A 21,937-nucleotide genomic window follows, 5' to 3' on the forward strand; every position below is an offset into this window, starting at 1 on the left:
CAGCTTAATGGCCGTGCCATTCGTCAACATTGGGGGATTGAAAACCAAGTTCATTGGGTTTTAGATGTTACTTTTAACCCACTTTCCGCAGGTCTTAACATAAAATCGGGAATTTTTTGCTAAAAAATGGTTATCTTCCGTTCTATACAAGCGTCATAGCCACTGTAGAGAAATATTAATTTTTGTTGATAATTATTTTTTATTTTCCAAAGTTTTTTGATCGTTGAGAATCTTTTTCAAACTAAATCTCTAGAATGACGTTCGACCGTCAAAATACTTTTAACTGTGTAAAGAAGTGCGGAATGTGGGTTTTAATGAAGACCTGTGTCGCATTCGGTCGTTAAACAGCCCTCAGAACTTGGCTGTTCTAAGACGAATGGCGCTTAATGCCATCAATCAAGAAACAACTCTCCGACGTAGTGTGCGGCAAAAAAAGAAACGAGCGGCGATGAATGATGAGTATATGATGCAGATTCTCAAATGCTTGTGTCAAGCCTGATTGAGATGCTCTTACCCTGATACTGATAGTCGGTATAGTTGAGAATGACTTGACTGATGTTGCCTTCGGTATCTAATATTAATTCTTTGGCAAGTGGATAGTCTTCTATTTTCATAGATTTTGATGGGTTGGGAGGGAATGATGTTTCTATTTTAACAGCGTGCTCCTAAATCGGGAGGGACAACCCAATACTCGCGCCAGCGTTTTTAACTGATTTGGATGCTCCTGATTAAACTGTACCTCCGAAAGCTCTGATAATTCTATGCAAAGGGCGATCGCACTTTTGAACCGCAGATGCACGTTGATGGACGCGGATGGGGAAAGGTCGATCGCACTTTTTGACGCACCGGGTCGATCGCACTTTTGAACCGCAACGGATGGCTTATGAACGCAGATGTATCGCGACTTAAGGGTGAGGAGTAATTGCAATAACTGTAATTACTCCTTGATCCGGGCCGTAATACCAGAAAACTCGAAAGGCTGCTGGCGTTTTGTTTTCGACGTAGGCCTCAAATACTTCCTCTTCATTTGGGCCAGATAATGTGTCGTATTTATGAGTTTTCAAGCTGGGATGGCGTAAATTAGTTGCCATTAATCCAAGTGTTTTCAGCACTTTATTGTGTTTTTTAGGATCTAATTTCTGGAGATTAGCTAAGCTATCTCTAGCTGATGAAGAGAATTCTATCTAAAAATTCATTCCTCTTCAATCTCCAAATCAGCATATTCAGAAAAGTCACCTAAATCGTGTACTTCACCTTTAGCTGCTTGTGCGAGACCGCACTTGACTAAGGCTAATGCTTCGGGGTTTTGCCACAACCATTGCTCGCGATCGGGTATGTTGCTTATGGGGTCTAATAAAATTTGTCCGGCTTCGTTGACGAGCACGCGATATTCTTTTGATTTGGGTTCGAGGTTTAAACTGAGGTGTCCTTGTGAATCTGTACTGATTAATTTTTTCAGAGTCCAAAACATATCTTTCAGCTATTATAAAATTGGGTAAAACTCTCTAGGTAGAGTTTTACTCGATTATAACAAATTAGATGTTGTTTGTCTATTCTGATTTTAATGGCGATCGCACTTTTTGACGTAAGGGCGATCGGACTAGATAAAGGGGGATAGATACTGTTGCTAAAGTACACTCTGTTATGTTTTAATGATAGCAGCTTGTTATCGGGGTATAAATATGGCTGATTTACCATCAGAAACTACTGAAATCATAAATCAATTAAAACAGCAGTCGTTAAATATTGTCAATAAAGCTTTAGCCTTGGAATTAACCATTTTTGAACTGTTTGGAGAGACAGACGCAACGATTGCGGCACTAGATGAAATGAAAAGTGCAGCAGAAAATGCAGAATCTTCCTACTCCCAACTGTCTACTATCCAGCTTCAAATTGCCCAAGCTCAACCTGTTGCCTCTAGTGATATGTTACAATTACTAGAACGAGCTATAGCACGAACCCAAGCAAGGATTCCGGCACTGGAGCGTAGTATTGAAGAAGTTAAGATGGAATATAATTTGCCATGAATAAACAACCGCGCATCCCCGATCCAGAAACATCTAAACGTTTACTAGCTAATCTCCGTCGAACTCGTTTGGAGGTTCAAGAAGTCAATTTAGAATTGGGAGAGATTAATGCGATGCTGGCAGAACAGCTTCGCCAGCAAAGATTGAATCGAGTCAGGCTATCGCTCGATAGCTCAACAGTAGAAGTATAAATTTGTTAGCAAAACCTGCCAAAATTTTAAGTAGCGCGATCGCTTTTTTAACCACAAATAGAGGTGGAGTGATGAAGGTCGATCGCACTTTTTGTCGTAAGGGCGATCGCACTTTTGAACCACAGATGGATGCGGGCTGAGTGCGAGGCTTGAGTTATGAAATAACGAGCTTTCGCCTCACTTTACAGATATTGTAACTTCCTTATTTAAAGGGAATTGTGCTATCTCTCTCAATTCAAAATCACCTAGATTAATAGGAAATTCTAGAGATTCTCCCCGCTTAAATTGAGACACTAGCTTGTACAGTTTAACACTGGCTACCGGATTCCATCTAAAGATTTTGCAGAAATGCCGATCGCCCTTGATTAACGGGATAGTTTGTCCAGAAACTTTGGCTGTTTCTGCGGTCATTGTAAACTGATGTTGCTCTCGATCGAGCAATACGATCGTATTGAATGTTCCCAATTCGCTCGCTGGTTCTATTGAAAGCACTTTGATATTCATGGTATGCCTCAGAAAACTGCAATTTGATTCCAAACCTTTAAAAATTCATCTATATTCATTTTATACTTTGTCCCTTCCCAGGGGTCTCGAATTAGAACAAGTCCTGTTAGATCCAGACCGTCAACTACTACCATGTGTCCGACTCTGTTACCAAATTCTGACCTTTGAGCCATCCACGACTGTTCAGTATTTAATAACAGGTTAAAAGCTGCTAGAGGTGTTGATGTATCAATAAAACCAGCTTGCCATCGATGAGAAGTAGCCGGAGTCAGTTCGTTAAGGGCATTGGCAATTTCTTCCGCCGATGTGGGTGCTCCTGTTAAATTTTCATTCTTCGTCTTGTTCAATATTAGTGAGATAGTAGGGTGCGTCAGTAAATAAGTGTTTCCCATGTAGAGTCAGTGTTCTAGCTGACGCACCTTACCTGGATCGTTAATGGTTTAAATGCTCCACAGCTTACAACCCCGTCGCGTCGTTTAAAAAATGTTGGTAATGACAAGCCCTAAACCGACGGAGTAACAGTTACCGCCGCCTCAGAACTCGGAAAAAACTTTTGAGTAATCCAAGCAGTTACAATATGAGAAAGCAATCCCATCGGCCCCGCAAACAAACACAAAGCCAGAGAATGAACCGTCCAAACTCCTGTCCGCTGTCCTTCCAAATAAATCCAGCGCCCGACAAACAAATCCATCACTAAAAAATGTATCCATCCCGTAGCAGCAGCCGTTTCCTCCCCCAGAAACTTAGCAATATCTGCTAGCTTGGGATTGGACAAAGCAGCCGCATTTTCCGCAGTCAGACTGCTAGCAAACAAATATATGTACAAAGTGGCGAGCACTGCAAACGGAATGAAAGAATTCATCACTTTGCGAGTAATTCCCCAGTTGGGCAATAAAATCATAATTGCCCAGAAAGGCAAAACGAACAGATTAGCTGCGTTAAAAATTAGTTCTGGTGTCATAGTTGGCTGTTGGCTCCTGCGAATGAATGCAATGCAATTTGGGCTGTTAAGATTAGTTTACACAAGTTTTGCTGAAATTTATCAAAACCAGAAAAAAATATCATTCACAAATGAAATAGAATTGCTATAATAATCGCAAATCGAGGACTTACGCCAAAAGTGGTTTTACGCGCTAAGCTGTTACGCATTTAAAATAGTATTGTAGGGTGCCACGGCTCCTTTCTCGTTTCCCTTGTAAGCGTAAGTGTTCGCTTCTGACGCACCCTACAGGCCCCGCCCGGTGGTTTAAATACTCCACAGCTTACTTATAGCGGTAAGGTGCGCATTGCGCGCCCTACATAATTAGGTTTCGCGCCAATCTAAAATCGCACATCTAAAATCCCATGACAACTTATAATAACTTTCCCGATTGGTGCAAGCACAAAGCAAATATCTCTCCAGGCGCCAAACATACTGTAGAAATACTGTTGCAAATATCAGACTCTTCCGAGTGCGATCGAGCCAATGAATTGCTTTCTACTACAACAGAACTCAATCTCAAACTTGCTCAAATTACCGATATCAGCCCCCTCTCATCTTTCACTCAACTTACTAATCTCAGCCTCGGCAGCAATCAAATATCTGACCTCACTCCCCTGCAATCTTTAACCAAGCTGAAAACTCTGGTTATGGATGTCAATCAAATATCGAATCTCAGTCCGCTTTCATCTCTAACAAATCTGACTAGACTCGTTCTCGATACCAATCAAATCTCAGACATCAGTCCTCTAGCATCTCTAACTAATCTTACCGCCCTTGTCTTGTTTGACAACAAAATTTATGACATCAGTCCCGTGAAAGCTTTAACTAACTTAAATGCGCTGATACTCTACAACAATCAAATTTCCGATCTCGTTCCTCTGGCAAATTTAACTGAACTCCAGACACTCTACCTTTATAATAATAAAATATCGGATATCAGCCCGTTGGCTTCCTTGAAAAATCTCAATACGCTGTTTCTATTCGGAAATGAAATATCCGATCTTACTCCGCTGGCATCGCTAACTAACTTAAAGAAATTGGTTTTATTCCAAAATAAAATATCTGATATTAGTTCTTTGGCATCGCTAACTAATTTAATAGAACTCAACCTCGGCAACAATCAAATATCTGACATCAGTTCGCTGAAATCATTAACTAATTTGACTCAACTTTATCTGTTCAACAATTCGATATCCGATAGCCGCGCGCTGCAACCTTTAAATAACCTATTTTTGCTTGACTTGTACAACAATCAAATTTCTGATATCAGTTCCCTGCAATCTTTGCCAAAGTTAACTACGCTCGACTTGCGGGGAAATCCCATTGTTAATAAAATTTGCCCTGTCAATCCTGAATCTATATGCCGATTTTAATTTTTAAGGGCGAGATGGCGGTTGATATAGTATAATGTTGAAGGTCAATATCAGGAGAAAGTGATGAGCGGACACGATGCTTTAATGTTAGGATTGCTGCTGTTGCCCGGTTTGGCTTTGTCGATCGCAATTATGGGCGCTTTTGCCGCTGGTGGATAACCAGTTTTTAACAGTCCTCAGCGCTCAATCAGCAGTTTACTGGTTCCGCGAGGGCGGGTCGATCTATTTTTTGAGTAGCCGGAAATATCTTTGGCAAAACCCGCCCATTTCCTCTACCAATTTACAAAAATTGTGCTGTCATATCCGAATTTACTAAAGTATTCGCGCACAAAATACCCGATGCTGCGACGGCGGGCACGCCAATTCCGGGCATGGTGCTGTCTCCCACTCGATACAAGCCTTTGACTGGTGTTTGCGGCCCGGGCCACGTGCCTTTTCCGGCGGCGATTGCAGGCCCGTAAGTTCCTTGATACCGGCGTAAAAATCGGGCGTGGGTTAGCGGTGTGCCGATCGACTCCAAGACTATTCGCGATCGCAAATCCGGTATAATTTTTTCTAAAGCTTGAAACAGAGATTGCGATCGCTCTTGCTTTTTCTGCTGATAACCGTCGCCGTACTCCCAACCTTCGTAAGGTTCCAATGTATAAGCGTGAACGGCGTGATGTCCGGGCGGCGCGAGAGTTGCATCCCACACCGTAGGAATCGAAATCATACAAGTATTTCCGGGTACTGTAATGTCAATCTTGCTGTCGCGAACGACGACGTGGTGGCCGGTCAAACCTTCGATTCCTTCGGCTTTAATTCCTAAATGCAGGTGCATGAAACTGTCTACTGCTGGCATCGACAAAGCGCTTTTTCGGTAGCTTTCCGGCAAATCTTCAGGTCGCAGTAACTTTGTATAAGTATCCCAGACGGTGGCATTTGAAATAACAATTGGAGCGCGAATAATTTCGCCATTTTGCAAGCGAATGCCTGTAGTTTTGCCGGATTCAACTAATATTTGCTCGACGGGAGTTCCCAAGCGCAACTTCCCTCCCCAGCGCTGCAAACCTCTCACTAAAGCATCGACGATCGCACCGCTGCCTCCAACAGGATACTCGATCGCACAGCGCGATCGTTCGCCAATCATAAAAGCTATTTCCGGCGCGACAGTTCCGTGCGCTTTCAAACCCGACAGCAAAAAGCACTCCAAATCGATCAAACGCCGCACCCAAGGGTCGCGCACGTCCCGATCCATCAAGGAACCAGCAGAACCCGCGATCGCACCTACCAACGGCAACAGCTTCAGCAAAGCAGGCGAGTACCGAGACAGCAAAACAGGTATCAACTGCCAGTCGGATCTCAGCGCTAAAGCCGGAATTCCACGCAAAGCTTCATACAAAACTAATAAATTTTGTTGAAATTGCTGTAATTCTACAGCACCTTGCGGTGCGAATTTAGCTACACCATCTAAGTAATTTCTCGCATCAGCATAAACCGGCAAACTTCCCTCTGGAAAATGGTAATGCCCCAGCGGATCGTAGGAAATTGTGGCGATCGATTCCTCCAAAATATTCAAGACTTGCCGCAAAGGATTGAGCGACTGCGGGTCAGTCAAACCGCAATAAAAAGAAGGCCCCGAATCAAAGTGAAATCCCCGGCGCGAAAAACTGTGAGCCGCCCCGCCCGCTATGGTGTGACTCTCGCAGACGAGAACCCGCTTGCCGTAGCGAGCTAGCATCGAGCCGGCGACTAAGCCGCCAATGCCGCTGCCAATTACGATCGCCTCAAAGTCTTGCATTTATCAAATGTGGTATAATTGTATTATTTCTTGCTGACTGTTAACAGGGTATATTTGGGGGAGGAAAACTATGAAACCTTTATCTATTTTAGATGAAGTTGTTCGCGAATTAGAACAAGATGTCAATCTCTCGCGCATAAAAAAAATAATATTTTTTGCTTGTAAAGACTCTTGGGAGAACGATCCGGCCCAACTCGCAAGCGCCAATGTCAGGAGCTTAATCGAAGAACTCTGCACTAAATACACCAGGTTAGAAGATATTGAAGAAGTTTTAAACAGTATAGTTGCCAAGGTTAATAAAAAAACCGAGTACGCTTTAGTGACAGATCAAATCGTCTGCCAACTGAGCAGGCTTTACGAATACCAAGATTTCACAAAATTAGAAACAAACATATCTAATTTTGGCGGTTACGAAGCACCTGCATTTGATGACCACTTTAGTTCGCAAGTGCCAGCAGCGGAGTCGAGCGAAAGAGACCCCGGAAATCTATTTGATGTCCGACAAAAAATTTTACAGCAAACCAATCCGCTGAGGGCGAAAATTCTCATTTTTTCTACTCTTTATCACGAGTTCACTTTTAGCGATCGCGACTGGCTGCTGCTGAAAACCCAAGAACTTGACAATCTGCTGCGACAACTGTTTAATGTCTGCGGCAGCCTAGCCGAACTCGAATCTCAGTTGTACAGAACTGCGGGCAATCTCGACAACAGCGACGAATGCGACCAAGCGGCTAGCGTGATTATCAAAGCCATGAATTCTTGTTACACAAAATTGCAACAAGAAGAACAGGATCGAGCCGAAAATTCCGCTAGCGAAGATTACGATCAGACGCATTTAAACAACAGTATTTATGAAGAGAGCGAGCCTGTTGAGGGGCGCAACGATTATTTTGAGGCGGGCGATATTACTCAAATCATTCAAGCTGCTCCCACTCACTATCATTATGACCCCCAGAAAAGTTACTTAGTGCCGGACACGGCAGAAAATGTACCATTAAAAGAACCCGAAACCAGCATTAATAATTCCCCGGCAGATTTTAGACAGGAATTCGTAGACACATTCCTGGTTTCAGAAACGCCGACTATTCTCGAAACGATCGAAGCGGCCGCTCCTGTTACTATAAATATTAGCGATTCCATCAAGCGCAAGTTGGGAGTGGAAGAAGAAGTGAAAGGATTAGTCAGTCAAAGTGTTAACTCCGCCACGGCGCAAATAGAAAAGATATTCAGCGATTTAGAAGCTGCTTTGAACGGAAAATTTTCTACAGAAAGTGCAGAGGAGCGTTTGTACTGGAAATGTAAAAGTCTCAAAGATTATGTAGGAAGAGTTCAGGGATTTACCGAAAAATTAACTGAAATTCTGAGCGAAGTGGAGTTAAAAGCAAACGGGCGCCCTCCTTCGGAACCCCAGGAGAATATGGTAGAAAATACTTCAGCAACAGATGAGCAAATCTCTAGCCAGAAACCAAATCAGTATCAGCTTGTGGAAATGGCAAAACAAGGCAAGCCAAAGGCGATCGCCCTATTGATAAATCAATTGCTACAGCCTAAAGGAATTAGTGCTACAGCGGGATTTAAAGACGGTTGGCTCCACATCATTCTGGAGTCTGCCGAAGTACCAAAAAAACAGGATACAGCTATCTACATTCACAAAAAACTGTGTACTTTAAAATCACAAGCTCTTACTCACGTCAAAATTCACGGGCGGCAGTTAGGCAACAAAACAGTCGCTTGGACTCAAGAATTTGTGAATCAAACTCATTAAATGCCCAGACAGAAGTCTGTGGCTACACAAACTGAGTCCGCAAGGCAAGGAATGAAATTCAAGAAGTCTAGAAATAGCAGATTTGCCCCAATTAAAAATAAAACAAATATGAATTCCAGCGAAATTGTAAGGAGATATATATCAGGAGAACTAGATTTTCAAGGTATGAGTCTTAGAGGCGTCTATCTGAGCGGTGCGGATTTAATTGGCGTCAATTTAAGCAGTGCTGACCTCGGGGGTGCAAACTTAGCGATGTCGTACCTGAGCAGAATTAACCTTCAGCGCGCAAATTTAACTAATGCAAAGTTGTGCGGTGCTAACTTAAATCAGGCCAACTTGAGCGCAGCAAATTTGTCCGATGCAGACTTCCACGGAGCTACTTTGCAAGGTGCAGACTTTCGCAAAGCCAACATCTCTTTGGGAGTTTTTCTTGATGCAAATTTGAGCGATGCAGATATGCGAGGCGTCAATTTGCAAGGTGCAGATTTGCGGGGTGCGTGCTTGCGCGGTGCAAATTTGCGCAAGGAGCAGCGGATTTTTGAGGGGGCAAATTTGCGGGGTGCAAATTTGCAAGGTGCAGATTTGCGGGGCGTCAATTTGCTAGGTGCAGATTTGACTAAAGCTAATCTCAGTCAAGCGAATTTGACTGAAGCATTTCTGCGGGAAGCAAATCTGACTCAGGCGAATTTGAGTGAAGCTATTTTAGATGGCACATTTTTGACTGAAGCAACTTTGGTAGAAACGAATTTGTCCTGGGCTGTAATGACAAGTGCTAAGTTGGAAAGAGCTGTGTTAATTGATGCTGAACTGGCGGGTGTTAACTTGCGGGGTGCATTTCTTCCTGATGTTAAGTTGAGCAATGCTAATTTAGTTATGGCTGACTTGAGTCGAGCTAATTTGGTGAGGGCTGATTTGAGTCGAGCTAATTTTAATCAGGCAAATTTGAGTGAAGCCGATCTGACTGATGCTTACCTGGCTAGAACAGATTTGGGGGATGCTATTTTGCACCGCACAACTTTGATTAGGGCAGATTTGAGCACTGCTAATTTAGCGGGAGCTCAGTTTCGCGGTACCATCATGCCAAATGGAGAAATGCACGGGTAATACCATTTTAGATTTTAGATTTTAGATTTTAGATTTGAAGCTGCCTAGGGTGCGCACGGAGCACCTTACCACTGTTGGTAATTGAATATACTGATGTTAGTTTTTAGTTATTAATTATGCCAAGTTACAAAAGTGTGTTGTTTTTTAACAGTCTAACTTTAGTGCTAGTTGGGCTAGTGACGGCGTGTCTAAATTTATTTGGTTCTTCAGTAAAAGGATTATTCTTGCCGCCTTGCTCTGCCACGTATCCGGGTGCTGGCTTCTTTTTTTTGGCGTTTCAAATGTTATTTTATTTATCGGTAATGGTGTGCGCTTTTACCTTTGGATTGCTGAGAATTATTCAGCCCGATCGCCCGGAAAATCGATTTATCTTATATTCGGCACTGTTTGCAGGTTGCTTTCTGTTCAATGAAGTTTTTCGGACTCACGTTCATCTGGGACGTGCGGGTTTTCCGAAAGTGACAATAGTCATATTTTATGCCGTGCTGGCAGTGGCATACGGATTAACTTTTAGGAGGCAAATTAAATCGACTCCCTATCCTTTACTGCTGAGCGGCGTTGGGTTGTTATTTGTTGCCTTTTTTGCAGAAGCGCTGCCTTTGAAAAACGAGATAATTTCGAGCTTGTTGGAGGGAATTCCGAAGCTGTTGAGCGGGATTAATATTGCACTTTATTTTTGGTTTTTGTGCCAGGGATTGATAGTGCGATCGCTCAATTGTTCCAAATATAATAAAACAACTACTTTGTAGTCATGCCTTGAGCAAATGGGTGCATCGCACTGATACTACTTTTTCCCGGACTTGTCAGCGCCGCTCGCGTATCTAGAAAAAATCTATAATAAATCCATATTCTAAAATCTATAATCAAATGGCGACACCAGTTGATTTTCCTAAATATCTGCAATCCCTGGTTGAGTCTTATAAAAAACAACAGCATCTCTACACGCTGACGGATTTACAGGTGGAGGTGCGGGAAGAAATATCACCGCAGGAAAAATCGCCCTTTCCCGCAGAAAAGAAACCAGAAACGAAAATCGATCGCCTGGAAGTGCTAACGGGACTCCGCAAATACGTGCAGCAGGGCAATGTGCTGCTGCTGGGAAAGCCCGGATCGGGAAAATCGACGGTTTTGGAGCGTTTTAGGTGGGAATTGGCACTGGAAGCGCTGGAGAAGGGCGATCGACAGATTCCGGTGTTGGTACAGTTGAGGAGCGATCGCTCGATCGTAGAAGCAATCCGTGCCGAATTTCGACAAGCAAAGCTGAGAGTTTGCCCGGAAGAGGTGGATGATTTGCTGCTGGATGGCAAGTTGCTGCTGTTGCTGGATGGCGTGAATGAGATGCCATCGTCACAACGGCGACAGGATTTGCAGCTATTTCGCGACGACAATCGGGATACGCCGATGATTTTCACGACGCGGGATTTGGTGCCGGGGGGATCTTTGGGCATTGAGAAACAACTGGAGATGTGCCCGCTGACGCAACCGCAGATGCGGGAGTTTGTGCACAAGTATTTGCCGCAACATGGGGATTCGCTGCTGCGACAGTTGGGAAATCGCCTGCGAGAGGTGGCGGAAACGCCGTTGTTGTTGCAGATGATGTGTCAGGTGTTTGAAAATAGCGGGAAAATTCCCCAGAGTAAGGGCGAGTTGTTTGTGGAGTTCGATCGCCAGTATGACGAGTTTAAGGGCCGTGGGTCGGTTTCAGAGGATTTTCGGCGCTTCAAGTCGGAGGTTTTGCAGCAGTTGGCTTTTGTGATGTTGCAGGGCGACTCGCAGCGCCCCACGGATGGTTGGGTGGCGATTTCTCGCGATCGGGCTGAGGGGATTTTGGAGTGCTGGTTGCGCGATAAGGGGGAGCAGGATGCACCAACTAAGGCGAAGGAATGGCTGGAGGATTTGCTGGAACACCATCTGTTGCAGGTGGCGGCGAAGCGGGAGGAAATTGAGTTTCATCACCAATTATTTCAGGAGTATTATGCGGGGCGGGCGTTGCTGAAACTGTTGGTTGAAAGGCATCCTGATGCGATCGATGATGAACGGTTGCAGCATTTCTATTTGAATTATTTTAAATGGACGGAGCCTCTGGCGTTCATGCTGTCGTTGTTGCGGGATGAGGTGCAGGCGGTGCGGGTGGTGCGGCTGGCTTTGGAGGTGGATTTGATGTTGGGGGCGCGGCTGGCGGGGGAAGTGCAGGTGGATTTTCAGCAGCGCACGGTTGGGTTGGTGGATGGGTTGGATGTGCCGGGGTGGTTGAAGGTTGCGCTTTTGGGTGAAGTGCGATCGGATGAGGCGATTCCGGGATTGCTTAAACTCGCTGAACATTCATACGGTGATGTGCTTAGTAGCGCGGCAGATGCCTTAGGCAAAATCGGTGGCGATCGGGCGATTCCGGGATTACTTAAACTCGTTGAAGATTCATACGGTGATGTGCGTTGGATCGCGGCAGATGCCTTATGCAAAATCGGTGGCGATCGGGCGATGACGGGATTACTTAAACTCGTTGAAGATTCAGCCGATGATGTTATGTGTTGGATCGCGGCAGATGCCTTATGCAAAATCGATGGCGATCGGGCGATTCCGGTATTACTTAAACTCGTTGAAGATTCAGAATTTGATTGTGTGTATTGGAGCGCGGCAGATGCCTTAGGCAATATCGGTGACGGGGCGATGACGGGATTACTTAAACTCGTTGAAAATTCAGACTCTGATGGGCGTAGTAGCGCGGTATATGCCTTAGGCAAAATCGGTGGCGATCGGGCGATGACGGGATTACTTAAACTCGTTGAAGATTCAGACTATAATGTGCGTATGAGCGCGGCAGATGCATTAGGCAATATCGGTGACGGGGCGATGACGGGATTACTTAAACTCGTTGAAGATTCACACCCTTATGTGCGTAGTAGCGCGGCACGTGCCTTAGGTCAAATCGGTGGCGATCGGGCGATAACGGCATTACTTAAACTCGTTGAAGATTCAGACTATTATGTGCCTAGTAGCGCCGCAAATGCCTTAGGTCAAAGTGGTGGCGATCGGGCGATGACGGGATTACTTAAACTCGTTGAAGATTCACGTTATAATGTGCGTAGGAGCGTGGCAGATGCGTTAGGTCAAATCGGTGGCGATCGGGCGATGACGGGATTACTTAAACTCGTTGAAGATTCAGACCTTTATGTGCGTAGGAGCGCCGCAAATGCCTTAGGTGAAATCGGTGGCGATCGAGCGATGACGGGATTACTTAAACTCGTTGAAGATTCTGAATCTTATGTGCGTAAGAGGGCGGCAGAGGTCTTAGGCAATATCGGTGGCGATCGAGCGATGACGGGATTACTTAAACTCGTTGAAGATTCTGAATCTTATGTGCGTAAGAGGGCGGCAGAGGCCTTAGGCAAAATCGGTGGCGATCGGGCGATGACGGGATTACTTAAACTCGTTGAAGATTCAGACTCCGGTGTGCGTAGTAGCACGGCAGATGCGTTAGGTGAAATCGGTGACGGGGCGATGACGGGATTACTTAAACTTGTTGAAGATTCACACCCTTATGTGCGTAGGATCGCGGCAGAAGCCTTAGGCAAAATCGGTGGCGATCCGGCGATTCCGGGATTACTTAAACTCGTTGAAGATTTAGACGTTGAAGATTTAGACTCTGATGTGCGTAGTAGCGCGGCAGAGGCCTTAGGCAAAATCGCTAACCAGCACGCAGAGAAAGTCGCCCCCCATCTCCCCCACCTCCTTACCTTAATTCCCTCCGAATCCGGCGACAAAGTTCACCGCCTCATCCTCGCCATCCAAGCCGCCTGCAAATACTACAACTACCGGATACGCGAGTTGTCCCTAACACCGGAAGTAAGCAAGGCTAAAAACTCGCATGGACAAACGATTAATATTGAGACAGTTGGGAATCTCAACACTGGAACCGTCAATGTTAAAGGCGACCAAATTGGCACACAACACAATATCCACCCAAAAAATTGATACAACAAAAGTAAGCGCGATCGCAGGAGACTCACAACATGATTCAAAACCCAGCATATCAGCAGATGGTGCTAGACACCTTTTGCACTGCCCTAGAGGATGCTAGCCCCGCTATCAGGGCAAAAGCAGCAGAAGCATTGGGAAAAATAGGAGATGTCGCGATCGCCCCCATCTTAACCAAAACCCTCAAAGACACCTCCCCAGAAGTCCGCCGCAGCGCCATCCAAGCCCTCGGACAACTGAAGGATGAGGCCTCCATTCCTCACCTGCTAGCAGCCGAACAAGATTCAGATAACTTTGTGCGTCAAAGTGTGGCTGAAGCATTAGGCAATATCGGTGACGATGCCGCAATTCCGGCCTTACTCAAACTCATTGAAGATGCAAACAACGATGTGCGTAAAAGTGCGGCAGATGCGTTAGGCAAAATTGGTTCTGAGGCGGCAATTCCAGACTTACTAAAACTCCTTGAAGATTCAGACTACGATGTGCGTAAAAATGCAGCAGATGCGTTAGGCAAAATTGGTTCCGATGCGGCAATTCCGGCATTACTCAAACTTATTGAATATCCAGATCCCGAAATTCGTCAAGCAAGCGCTATCGCCCTGGGAAAACTCGGTAACGAAGCCTTGATTCCAGTCTTAATCCGCTTGCTAGAAGACTCAAACGCGCACGTCAGGGAAAGTGCCGTCGATGCCTTGGGTAACGTTGCCCAATACCGGGTTGCTTAAAGACAACTGTGGCAATTACCCCAGAAAACCAACAGGCGATCGTCCAAATCCTTTGCAAACTGTTGCGAGATTCAAAAGAACCCATAATCCGAGCAAAAGCTGCCCTATCATTAGGAAAGTTGGGCATCGAGTCAGCTATTCCCGATCTTTCCCAAGCTGCCTCAACAGATCCCGATATTCAAGTCTGCCTGAGCGCAATTGATGCCCTTGTTCTCATCGCCAAACCCGAATTAATAGAAATTATGACAGAACCATCAAAAAATCAACCAACTTTCCATATCAAGCAAGTCGGCAACATCAATACTGGCGATGTGAACGTTGAGCGTGACATGGTAGGGATTCAATACAACTATACCTTTCCCGAACCCAAACAAGCCGAAGCTGTCGGTCAAGTTTCGGAAGTGATTCAAGATATTCGCCAACAAAATCCCCAAGCTTCAGAAACACAAATTGTTGACATCATTCAGAGTGAATTGGCAACAATGCACCAGAACGATCCACAAAAATGGCGACGCTGGGTAGACATTTTGAGTGTAGTATTTGCAGGTGGCGTAGAAGCCATCAAAATCGTGGCTCCAGCCTTGGGCATTCCGATCGCAATTGCTCAGCGACTCTATGAAATATACGATCGCAACCGCAACCAACTCCCAGGCAACTAAAGGATATTATACCAAAACCCGCATTAAATATCGTCGTTGACTCTTCAGTTTCCATCTGCTAGGACAAAATTTGTAGGGGCGGGTTCACCAACAATTTACGGTAAAAATGAATAATCTGATAAACCCGCCCCCGCCTCACCAACAATACAAATGTACCATAATTTATTGGTAAAATGTTCATGTAAATAATGGCGGGGATGGGGCGGGTTTATGAGATTGTTTGTGAGTTTCATAGATGGTTGGTGAACCCGCCCCTACGATATTTTGGGATGTTTTTGATGAGGCTATATCACCAATCAAAACAAAAAGTATCTCTGCGCCATCGGCAAAACAGTTGCCGGTTCGCAAATCAGCAATTCTCCATCCGCCCTCACTTCATAAGTTTCTGGATCGACTTCCATCTGCGGCAAATAATCGTTGAGTTTCATATCTCTTTTACTAATCTGCCGCGTCCCGGAAACTGCTACAGTTGGCTTTTGCAAACCGAGCTGTGCGGCAATATCTCGATCGCGCGCAGCCTGCGAAACAAACGTCAGACAAGTCGCCCCAATCGCACCGCCAAAACTCCCAAACATCGGCCGCATATGCACCGGTTGCGGCGTAGGAATACTGGCGTTAGCATCTCCCATCTGCCCGCAGGCGATCGCACCTCCTTTAATTACCAGTTCCGGTTTCACCCCAAAAAACGCCGGCCGCCACAAACACAAATCCGCCAATTTCCCCTCTTCCACCGAACCCACATACTGACTAATTCCGTGAGTAATAGCCGGATTAATTGTATATTTAGCAATATACCGCTTCGCCCGAAAATTGTCATTTCGACCACTTGTGGAACGGGCATCTTGCCCGTCCAAATTCCCTATAAAACGGGCATCTTGCCCGTCTAAATCACCTGTGGAACGGGCATCTTGCCCCTCCAAATGACCTCTTTGCACCTTCATTTTATGAGCCGTTTGCCAAGTCCGAATAATCACTTCACCAACCCTTCCCATCGCCTGAGAATCAGAAGAAATCATGCTAAACGCACCTAAATCGTGCAAAATATCCTCAGCAGCAATAGTTTCCCTTCTAATTCTGGATTCAGCAAAAGCCACATCTTCAGGAATGCCCCGATCCAAATGGTGGCAAACCATCAACATATCTAAATGTTCTTCTAAAGTATTGACAGTGTAAGGGCGAGTCGGGTTAGTTGACGAGGGCAAAACATTAGCTTGGCCGCAAACTTTAATAATATCCGGTGCGTGTCCGCCGCCTGCACCTTCGGTGTGGTAAGTGTGAATTGCCCGATTCTTAAAAGCCGCAATTGTAGCTTCCACAAATCCCGCTTCATTGAGAGTGTCGGTGTGAATTGCAACTTGTACGTCATACTCGTCAGCGACACTCAAACAAGTGTCGATCGTTGCTGGTGTAGTTCCCCAATCTTCGTGGAGTTTCAAACCCATTGCACCGGCAAAGATTTGTTCGACTAATCCTTGAGGTTGACTGCTATTTCCTTTACCTAAAAAGCCGAGATTTACGGGGAAAGCGTCGGCAGCTTGCAGCATCCTGTACATATGCCAAGGCCCGGGAGTGCAAGTAGTGGCGTTTGTACCCGTGGCTGGGCCTGTGCCGCCCCCGATCATTGTCGTGATCCCAGAGGCGATCGCCACTTCTATTTGTTGCGGGCAAATAAAGTGAATATGAGTGTCAATTCCCCCCGCCGTAAGAATCATTCCTTCGCCGGCAATTACTTCTGTACCGGGCCCGATAATAATATCTACCCTATCTTGAATGTAAGGATTTCCGGCTTTGCCAATTTTGTAAATTTTCCCGTCTTTAAGCCCGACATCTGCTTTGACAATGCCCCACCAATCCAATATTAAAGCATTAGTAATTACCGTGTCAACTGCACCGTCAGCATTAGAAATAGGCGACTGTCCCATGCCGTCGCGAATGACTTTACCGCCACCGAATTTGACTTCATCCCCGTAGGTTGTGAAATCTTTTTCAACTTCTATGAATAATTCGGTATCGGCTAACCGGACGCGATCGCCCGTTGTCGGCCCGAAGGTTTCCGCGTAGGCGCGGCGGTTCATTCTGTAACTCATTTTTTCTCCTCACCAGTTAATTTAACCATTATAATTTAGCCCAGCATTTTCTTGATTTCTTTTTTCAAAATATCCACATCTACAGTCATATCCATGCCAATCAAACTCCAATCTTCGGAAGCGCCGCTGTCATCGACTGTACAGGAGTATTCTAAACCCAATAGCTGGCAAATGTAATAGAAAAAGGGCGGAGTATAGCCTGCGTAAAAGAATTCCATAACTTTAGTCCCGGGTTGACACCACAGCAAATTTGTAAAAGCAGCGCCGTGAGGGCCGACAACAACCTGCGCTTCTGCAAACAGGCGAATTTGTTCGTCAACCGTGCGAGAGATATCTTCCAAAATTTCAAAATCAAACTCTTTCAATACCTCTCGCACTTGCGCCTCATTTTTCACCTTTCGTTTGCCGCTTCTCGATAGATAAAGTTTTCTGTAAGGCTTTACCTTTTCTTTGAGAGCGAATTTGCTCCGCAAAAGCGCTATATCGTAAGGGCTGGGAAAATACCAGTCTTGATTGTTTCCCAACACGGCGCATTCTGCACGGTATCTTGTTTCTCGATCGCGAGTGTCGATTAGCGAACTTTCAGGAATACCTAATTTTGTCAGAAATTCCAACTCAAAACTTGTATGTTTTAGGGGGTAACAAATCTTTGCCTCTTGCCAAATTTCTTTACCCAAAGCTTCCTCAATGCGGCAAAGTTTCGCAAGTACAAAAATGACGTAATCGTAATAACTGGCCCACAAATGCGACCAAGGAGCAACTACCAGCGGGTAAGTAATTTGGTGCGGTTTGTACGGCCATTCCAGAATGCCCGCACCGCTAATCCGAAAATCCAAGTCTAAAAGCAACTTGTTATTGAGCAGTGTATTCCCCGACGTACAAATTGTTAGAGACTCTATTTGTTCGTTCAAACCAATTTTCCAAACATAGTCAGGGTCAAAAGACAGGGTTCTTTCTGTTGGAAAATACAGAGAAGGCACTCCACTTACTGAGACTAATGCGGGTATATTAACGGACTCATGCTGCTGTTTGTATACGATGTTGCCGTCTAGCAATTTGATGCTGGTGCGACGGTCTAACGGTGTTCTCCAAACTCGCCTGGACGTAGCCACCAAGCTCTGCTTCAAGAGTTGTTTGACCCGATCGACTAATTTTGGGTTCATTATGCGCTTTTGCTCTGTATGCTTGCGGTTTAAACAACCATTGTCGATCGCAGACTGCGGATTTTAACTCGGTCAAAAGTCATAATAGTAACTCACCGTTCACTTTTCCATTAAAGCCGTAGACTTGACGGCTACCCACAAACGGCACTAATTGAACTTCCCTTTCGTCTCCCGGTTCAAATCTAACTGCTGTCCCCGCCGGGATATCCAACCGCATTCCTTTTGCTTGTTCTCGATTAAATTCTAAGGCTTCGTTAGCTTCGTAAAAGTGATAGTGGGAACCGATTTGAATGGGTCGATCGCCCGTATTTCCTACCAGCAGCCGCACAGTTTGGCGATCGGCATTTAGTTCTATTTCACCTTCTAAAACAATCATTTCTCCTGGAATCATCTTTTCCTCCTGCGAATCTCTGCGGTTAAAATTTTAACGGATCGGATCGTGTACTGTAACGAGTTTAGTTCCATCGGGAAAAGTCGCCTCAACCTGAACTTCATGCACCATTTCTGGTATCCCTTCCATCACATCTTCCCGCGTCAGGAGAGTTGTTCCATAACTCATTAAATCAGTGACGGTGAGGCCATCTCTGGCTCCTTCTAAAATCGCGGCGGAAATGTAGGCTAGTGCTTCTGGATAGTTTAATTTTAAACCTCTTTGTTTCCGGCGCTCTGCTACCAGGGCGGCAGTGAAAATCAGCAGTTTGTCTTTTTCTTGGGGGGTGAGTTGCATTTTTATTCTTGTAAGGGCGATCGCATTATTGGTTCGAGTTAAACTATCAGCGGCAGTAAATCTACTGAAACTAAAATACGATCCTATTTTATCCAAACTCTGGGCAAACAGCAAGGGCGTTCTGAAAAAGATAAGCGCAGCAAGTGCCAAATGCTGACAAACCAGTCTCTCGCTGCGGTGGTGGATGTGCCGCGATACCGGCACAGCAAGCCGTGAGGAATGCGAGTCACGCCGACGGTGGAATTACCAGGATAAATTGTTGCCTCAAATGGCAAATTTCGCACTTTTTCCACGAGTTCGGCGGTGACTGGTTCGCCTACCCAAGCGAGGGTAGCAACTACGGATTTTCCTGCTAAACCGTGAGGACTTTCGAGCATTTTTTCCCCGCCTTTGAGAAACTGTCTGTCAATCCACAAAGGACGGTTTTGCTGCCAGATTTCGGTGTGCGATCGCCATTCTCCAGACAAGAATTTTTCGCCCCTAGCAGTGCGTCCAAAGCGCGTAATTTCCCACAGCAGAATCATCGCTGTTGGTGCTAATTCTACCCGCAAATCTTGCCGATATATTGCGCCGTCGAAAACGATTGTTTCCTGCGGCAGCCATTCTAAATTAGCGCCGGAATCTACTGTAATGTCAATATTTTGTTGTGCTGGCTGTCCGCTGCTGCGATAGATTTTACCAGCAGCGGCCGTGGTAATCAAGGCTTTGGCGTTGGGTTCGAGGTGAAAATTGCTGGAAAGTCGATCGCCCCCGACAACTCCCCCAGCCGTGTGCAAGATGACGCTGTGACAAATCTCTTTCCCTTCAGGATAAAACGGACGCTGCACCTTGAGGGGCGCTTGCATTTGATTGTGAATGATTTGAGTTGCGCCGGATCGGTTAGCGTAGACTAAATTGAGGTAGCCGTGCCATCCATTTCTAACGTTATCTGTATTTTGTGCGATCGAAGTTTCAGTCACAGATTTTTGAAATTCAAAACATTCACTATCAAAAACATACCACAACTGCCGCGCAGCCCGGTTGTTTTATAAATAATGATAATCGTTATCTGAAAAATTTTTCGGATCTGCACTGATTAGTATAACAATTTACATTTCTCAAGCATCCGATCGGGGAAGATGCCCATACCATGTAAAAATTAGTAACTAGAGGAGTGCAGACTATGCCTCAAGTTCTCTTCAAAGTTGATTTGACCAAACCGATGTCAGAACAGGAATTAGTCGGTCACAATCGCTGGCATCCAGATATTCCAGCAGTAGTTTCCGTCAATCCCGGCGATGTATTTCGCATCGAGTGCAAAGACTGGACAGACGGACAAATTAAAAATGACGACAGCCCCGACGACATTCGCGATGTAGACTTAACAGTAGTTCACGTTTTGAGCGGGCCAATTTACGTTAACGGCGCGCAACCCGGGGATATTTTAGTAGTCGATATCCTCGATATCGGGGCTTTGCAAGGGGACGAATGGGGTTTTACGGGAATTTTTGCTAAAGAAAACGGCGGCGGTTTTTTGACCGAACATTTTCCGACTGCTGCTAAAGCAATTTGGGATTTCCAGGGAATTTATACCGCTTCCAGACACATACCAAAAGTGCGGTTTGCGGGGATTACTCATCCTGGTTTAATCGGCTGCGCGCCTTCTCAGGAATTGTTGAATAAATGGAACAAACGGGAAGCAGAATTAGTATCCACAAATCCCGATCGAGTGCCGCCTTTAGCAGAACTTCCGAACCCCAAAAATGCAATTTTGGGGTCGCTGAAAGCATCTGAATTCGAGCGAGTTGCGGCGGAAGCAGCCCGCACTGTTCCTCCCCGCGAACACGGCGGCAATTGCGATATAAAAAATTTGTCGCGGGGTTCGAGAATTTACTTTCCGGTTTATGTCGAAGGTGCGAAACTTTCGATGGGAGATATTCACTTTTCTCAAGGAGATGGGGAGATTTCATTCTGCGGCGCAATTGAAATGTCGGGGTTTATCGACCTCCACGTTGATATTATCAAAGGCGGCATGGATAAATACGCAATGGTCAACCCAATTTTCAAACCCGGGCCGGTAGAACCCCGCTATTCAGAATACCTGGTTTTTGAAGGAATTTCTGTTGATGAATTTACGGGCAAACAGTATTATATGGATGCCCATGTTGCTTATCGCCGAGCTTGTTTGAATGCGATCGAATATTTGAAAAAGTTTGGTTTTACCGGAGAACAAGCGTATTTGCTGTTAAGCTGTGCACCAGTTGAAGGTAGGATCAGCGGCATTGTGGATATTCCCAATGCTTGCTGCACAATTGCTTTACCGACAGAAATTTTTGAGATGGATATTCTGCCGTCTTAATTATTAAGGCGGGCAGGGACAGTCATTGGTGTCAAATTAACAAAGTAGTATCAGTCTGCTGGCTGAGTTGATAATCCTTCCGATCCCCCCTAACCCCCCTTAAAAAGGGGGGGACAAGATCCTTCTTGAAATCCCCCTTTTTAAGGGGGATTTAGGGGGATCGAGACTCTCATACAAGCGAGATATACATAGAGTTTCATTCTTAAATTGACACAATGTGTGGCCCGCCGTTTACTCATTGCATCCAACTGTACAATCAAAAATTGCTATGCCTCTTTACGATTTTAGGTGTGAAACTTGCGGCATTTTTGATAAGTGGCGCCCTCTTGCCGAAGCAGATACACCTGTGCTTTGCCCGAGTTGCGAAACTGTTGCTAAACGCATCTTTTCTCCGCCGATGATTCTAACTGGAAAGCTGCGGTTGAAAGGTCAAGAAAATCAGGAACCGCAGCTAGTTAAGCGTTGTGAGGAACCTAAACCGCAGCGGAATCGCGAACACCGAGGGGGACGACCTTGGATGATCGGTCACTGATGCAG

25 protein-coding genes and 1 pseudogene are annotated in these 21,937 nt (G+C 45.3%); 13 read left to right on the forward strand and 13 right to left on the reverse strand.

What is annotated here, in order from left to right; genetic code table 11:
* Positions 1 to 301 precede the first annotated feature (301 nt).
* A pseudogene (locus QUB70_RS32605) lies at positions 302 to 499 on the forward strand (transposase); the annotation flags it as partial.
* On the opposite strand, the gene QUB70_RS02630 reads toward QUB70_RS32605, so the two are convergent.
* The 4 genes from QUB70_RS02630 to QUB70_RS02645 form a co-directional block, all read right to left on the reverse strand.
* Positions 477 to 614, reverse strand: a complete 138-nt coding sequence (locus QUB70_RS02630; protein WP_332978180.1) for a hypothetical protein — start codon at positions 612 to 614, stop codon at positions 477 to 479. The pseudogene QUB70_RS32605 and the gene QUB70_RS02630 sit on opposite strands and share 23 nt — an antisense overlap.
* A 32-nt stretch (positions 615 to 646) precedes the next feature.
* Positions 647 to 928 (reverse strand): hypothetical protein, encoded by a 282-nt coding sequence (locus tag QUB70_RS02635; protein ID WP_332978181.1) that lies wholly within the window; start codon positions 926 to 928, stop codon positions 647 to 649.
* The gene (locus QUB70_RS02640; protein WP_332978182.1) at positions 906 to 1,091 is read right to left on the reverse strand and encodes a hypothetical protein; all 186 of its coding nucleotides are present in this window, start codon (positions 1,089 to 1,091) and stop codon (positions 906 to 908) included. Before QUB70_RS02640 ends, QUB70_RS02635 begins: the two co-directional genes overlap by 23 nt.
* 101 nt (positions 1,092 to 1,192) lie before the next feature.
* Positions 1,193 to 1,471: a hypothetical protein gene (locus QUB70_RS02645; protein ID WP_332978183.1), complete on the reverse strand. Its 279-nt coding sequence runs from the start codon at positions 1,469 to 1,471 to the stop codon at positions 1,193 to 1,195.
* A gap of 211 nt (positions 1,472 to 1,682) precedes the next feature.
* Between QUB70_RS02645 and QUB70_RS02650 the strand changes: the two genes are divergently transcribed.
* The 3 genes from QUB70_RS02650 to QUB70_RS02660 are packed head-to-tail and all read left to right on the forward strand — an operon-like array spanning position 1,683 to position 2,358.
* On the forward strand, positions 1,683 to 2,027 hold the full coding sequence (locus tag QUB70_RS02650) for a hypothetical protein (RefSeq protein ID WP_332978184.1): 345 nt from the start codon (positions 1,683 to 1,685) through the stop codon (positions 2,025 to 2,027).
* Positions 2,024 to 2,218 carry a hypothetical protein gene (locus QUB70_RS02655; RefSeq protein ID WP_332978185.1) on the forward strand — a complete coding sequence of 65 codons (195 nt, stop codon included), beginning with the start codon at positions 2,024 to 2,026 and terminating at the stop codon, positions 2,216 to 2,218. The genes QUB70_RS02650 and QUB70_RS02655 overlap by 4 nt, the downstream gene beginning before the upstream one ends.
* Positions 2,219 to 2,220: 2 nt before the next feature.
* Complete coding sequence (locus QUB70_RS02660; RefSeq protein ID WP_332978186.1) at positions 2,221 to 2,358, forward strand: hypothetical protein; 138 nt, start codon at positions 2,221 to 2,223, stop codon at positions 2,356 to 2,358.
* 37 nt (positions 2,359 to 2,395) lie between these two features.
* Here the strand turns inward: QUB70_RS02660 and QUB70_RS02665 are convergent, their stop codons facing one another.
* The 3 genes from QUB70_RS02665 to QUB70_RS02675 all read right to left on the reverse strand — a co-directional run bounded on the left by QUB70_RS02665 (position 2,396) and on the right by QUB70_RS02675 (position 3,683).
* Positions 2,396 to 2,722 carry a hypothetical protein gene (locus tag QUB70_RS02665; protein WP_332978187.1) on the reverse strand — a complete coding sequence of 109 codons (327 nt, stop codon included), beginning with the start codon at positions 2,720 to 2,722 and terminating at the stop codon, positions 2,396 to 2,398.
* Between the two features lie 8 nt (positions 2,723 to 2,730).
* Positions 2,731 to 3,069: a papain-like cysteine protease family protein gene (locus QUB70_RS02670; RefSeq protein ID WP_332978188.1), complete on the reverse strand. Its 339-nt coding sequence runs from the start codon at positions 3,067 to 3,069 to the stop codon at positions 2,731 to 2,733.
* A gap of 155 nt (positions 3,070 to 3,224) precedes the next feature.
* Entirely contained in the window at positions 3,225 to 3,683 is a 459-nt protein-coding gene (locus QUB70_RS02675) for an ABA4-like family protein (RefSeq protein ID WP_332978189.1), read from the reverse strand.
* 383 nt (positions 3,684 to 4,066) lie between these two features.
* On the opposite strand from QUB70_RS02675, the gene QUB70_RS02680 reads away from it, so the two are divergent.
* Positions 4,067 to 5,077 carry a leucine-rich repeat domain-containing protein gene (locus tag QUB70_RS02680; RefSeq protein WP_332978190.1) on the forward strand — a complete coding sequence of 337 codons (1,011 nt, stop codon included), beginning with the start codon at positions 4,067 to 4,069 and terminating at the stop codon, positions 5,075 to 5,077.
* A 280-nt stretch (positions 5,078 to 5,357) separates the two neighbouring features.
* Here QUB70_RS02680 and QUB70_RS02685 read toward each other — a convergent pair whose 3' ends face one another.
* On the reverse strand, positions 5,358 to 6,857 hold the full coding sequence (locus QUB70_RS02685; protein ID WP_332978191.1) for a phytoene desaturase family protein: 1,500 nt from the start codon (positions 6,855 to 6,857) through the stop codon (positions 5,358 to 5,360).
* 70 nt (positions 6,858 to 6,927) lie between these two features.
* Between QUB70_RS02685 and QUB70_RS02690 the strand changes: the two genes are divergently transcribed.
* The 6 genes from QUB70_RS02690 (at position 6,928) to QUB70_RS02715 (ending at position 15,085) form a co-directional block, all read left to right on the forward strand.
* Complete coding sequence (locus QUB70_RS02690) at positions 6,928 to 8,622, forward strand: hypothetical protein (protein WP_332978192.1); 1,695 nt, start codon at positions 6,928 to 6,930, stop codon at positions 8,620 to 8,622.
* A 108-nt stretch (positions 8,623 to 8,730) separates the two neighbouring features.
* Entirely contained in the window at positions 8,731 to 9,726 is a 996-nt protein-coding gene (locus QUB70_RS02695; protein WP_332978193.1) for a pentapeptide repeat-containing protein, read from the forward strand.
* A gap of 281 nt (positions 9,727 to 10,007) precedes the next feature.
* On the forward strand, positions 10,008 to 10,475 hold the full coding sequence (locus QUB70_RS02700; protein ID WP_332978194.1) for a hypothetical protein: 468 nt from the start codon (positions 10,008 to 10,010) through the stop codon (positions 10,473 to 10,475).
* A 118-nt stretch (positions 10,476 to 10,593) separates the two neighbouring features.
* Positions 10,594 to 13,698, forward strand: a complete 3,105-nt coding sequence (locus QUB70_RS02705) for a HEAT repeat domain-containing protein (RefSeq protein ID WP_332978195.1) — start codon at positions 10,594 to 10,596, stop codon at positions 13,696 to 13,698.
* Positions 13,699 to 13,736: 38 nt separating this feature from the next.
* Positions 13,737 to 14,426, forward strand: coding sequence for a HEAT repeat domain-containing protein (locus QUB70_RS02710; protein WP_332978196.1), 690 nt, complete (start codon positions 13,737 to 13,739; stop codon positions 14,424 to 14,426).
* Between the two features lie 8 nt (positions 14,427 to 14,434).
* Positions 14,435 to 15,085: a HEAT repeat domain-containing protein gene (locus QUB70_RS02715; protein ID WP_332978197.1), complete on the forward strand. Its 651-nt coding sequence runs from the start codon at positions 14,435 to 14,437 to the stop codon at positions 15,083 to 15,085.
* A 296-nt stretch (positions 15,086 to 15,381) separates the two neighbouring features.
* On the opposite strand, the gene ureC is transcribed toward QUB70_RS02715, so the two are convergent.
* The 5 genes from ureC to QUB70_RS02740 form a co-directional block, all read right to left on the reverse strand.
* Entirely contained in the window at positions 15,382 to 17,172 is a 1,791-nt protein-coding gene (ureC, locus tag QUB70_RS02720; RefSeq protein ID WP_332978198.1) for an urease subunit alpha, read from the reverse strand.
* Positions 17,173 to 17,207: 35 nt separating this feature from the next.
* Entirely contained in the window at positions 17,208 to 18,335 is a 1,128-nt protein-coding gene (locus tag QUB70_RS02725; protein ID WP_332978199.1) for a glycosyltransferase family 61 protein, read from the reverse strand.
* 79 nt (positions 18,336 to 18,414) lie between these two features.
* A complete protein-coding gene (locus tag QUB70_RS02730; protein WP_332978200.1) occupies positions 18,415 to 18,726 on the reverse strand; it encodes an urease subunit beta in 312 nt (103 codons plus the stop codon).
* 33 nt (positions 18,727 to 18,759) lie between these two features.
* On the reverse strand, positions 18,760 to 19,062 hold the full coding sequence (gene ureA / locus QUB70_RS02735) for an urease subunit gamma (protein WP_332978201.1): 303 nt from the start codon (positions 19,060 to 19,062) through the stop codon (positions 18,760 to 18,762).
* An 83-nt stretch (positions 19,063 to 19,145) separates the two neighbouring features.
* On the reverse strand, positions 19,146 to 20,021 hold the full coding sequence (locus QUB70_RS02740; protein ID WP_332978202.1) for an urease accessory protein UreD: 876 nt from the start codon (positions 20,019 to 20,021) through the stop codon (positions 19,146 to 19,148).
* Between the two features lie 203 nt (positions 20,022 to 20,224).
* Here QUB70_RS02740 and fmdA point away from each other — a divergent pair, with 203 nt between their 5' ends.
* Complete coding sequence (gene fmdA / locus QUB70_RS02745; RefSeq protein WP_332978203.1) at positions 20,225 to 21,400, forward strand: formamidase; 1,176 nt, start codon at positions 20,225 to 20,227, stop codon at positions 21,398 to 21,400.
* Positions 21,401 to 21,668: 268 nt separating this feature from the next.
* Positions 21,669 to 21,932 carry an FmdB family zinc ribbon protein gene (locus tag QUB70_RS02750; RefSeq protein WP_332978204.1) on the forward strand — a complete coding sequence of 88 codons (264 nt, stop codon included), beginning with the start codon at positions 21,669 to 21,671 and terminating at the stop codon, positions 21,930 to 21,932.
* Positions 21,933 to 21,937 lie beyond the last annotated feature (5 nt).

The sequence above is a fragment of the Microcoleus sp. A003_D6 genome (assembly GCF_036702825.1).
Taxonomy (GTDB): Bacteria; Cyanobacteriota; Cyanobacteriia; order Cyanobacteriales; family Microcoleaceae; genus Microcoleus.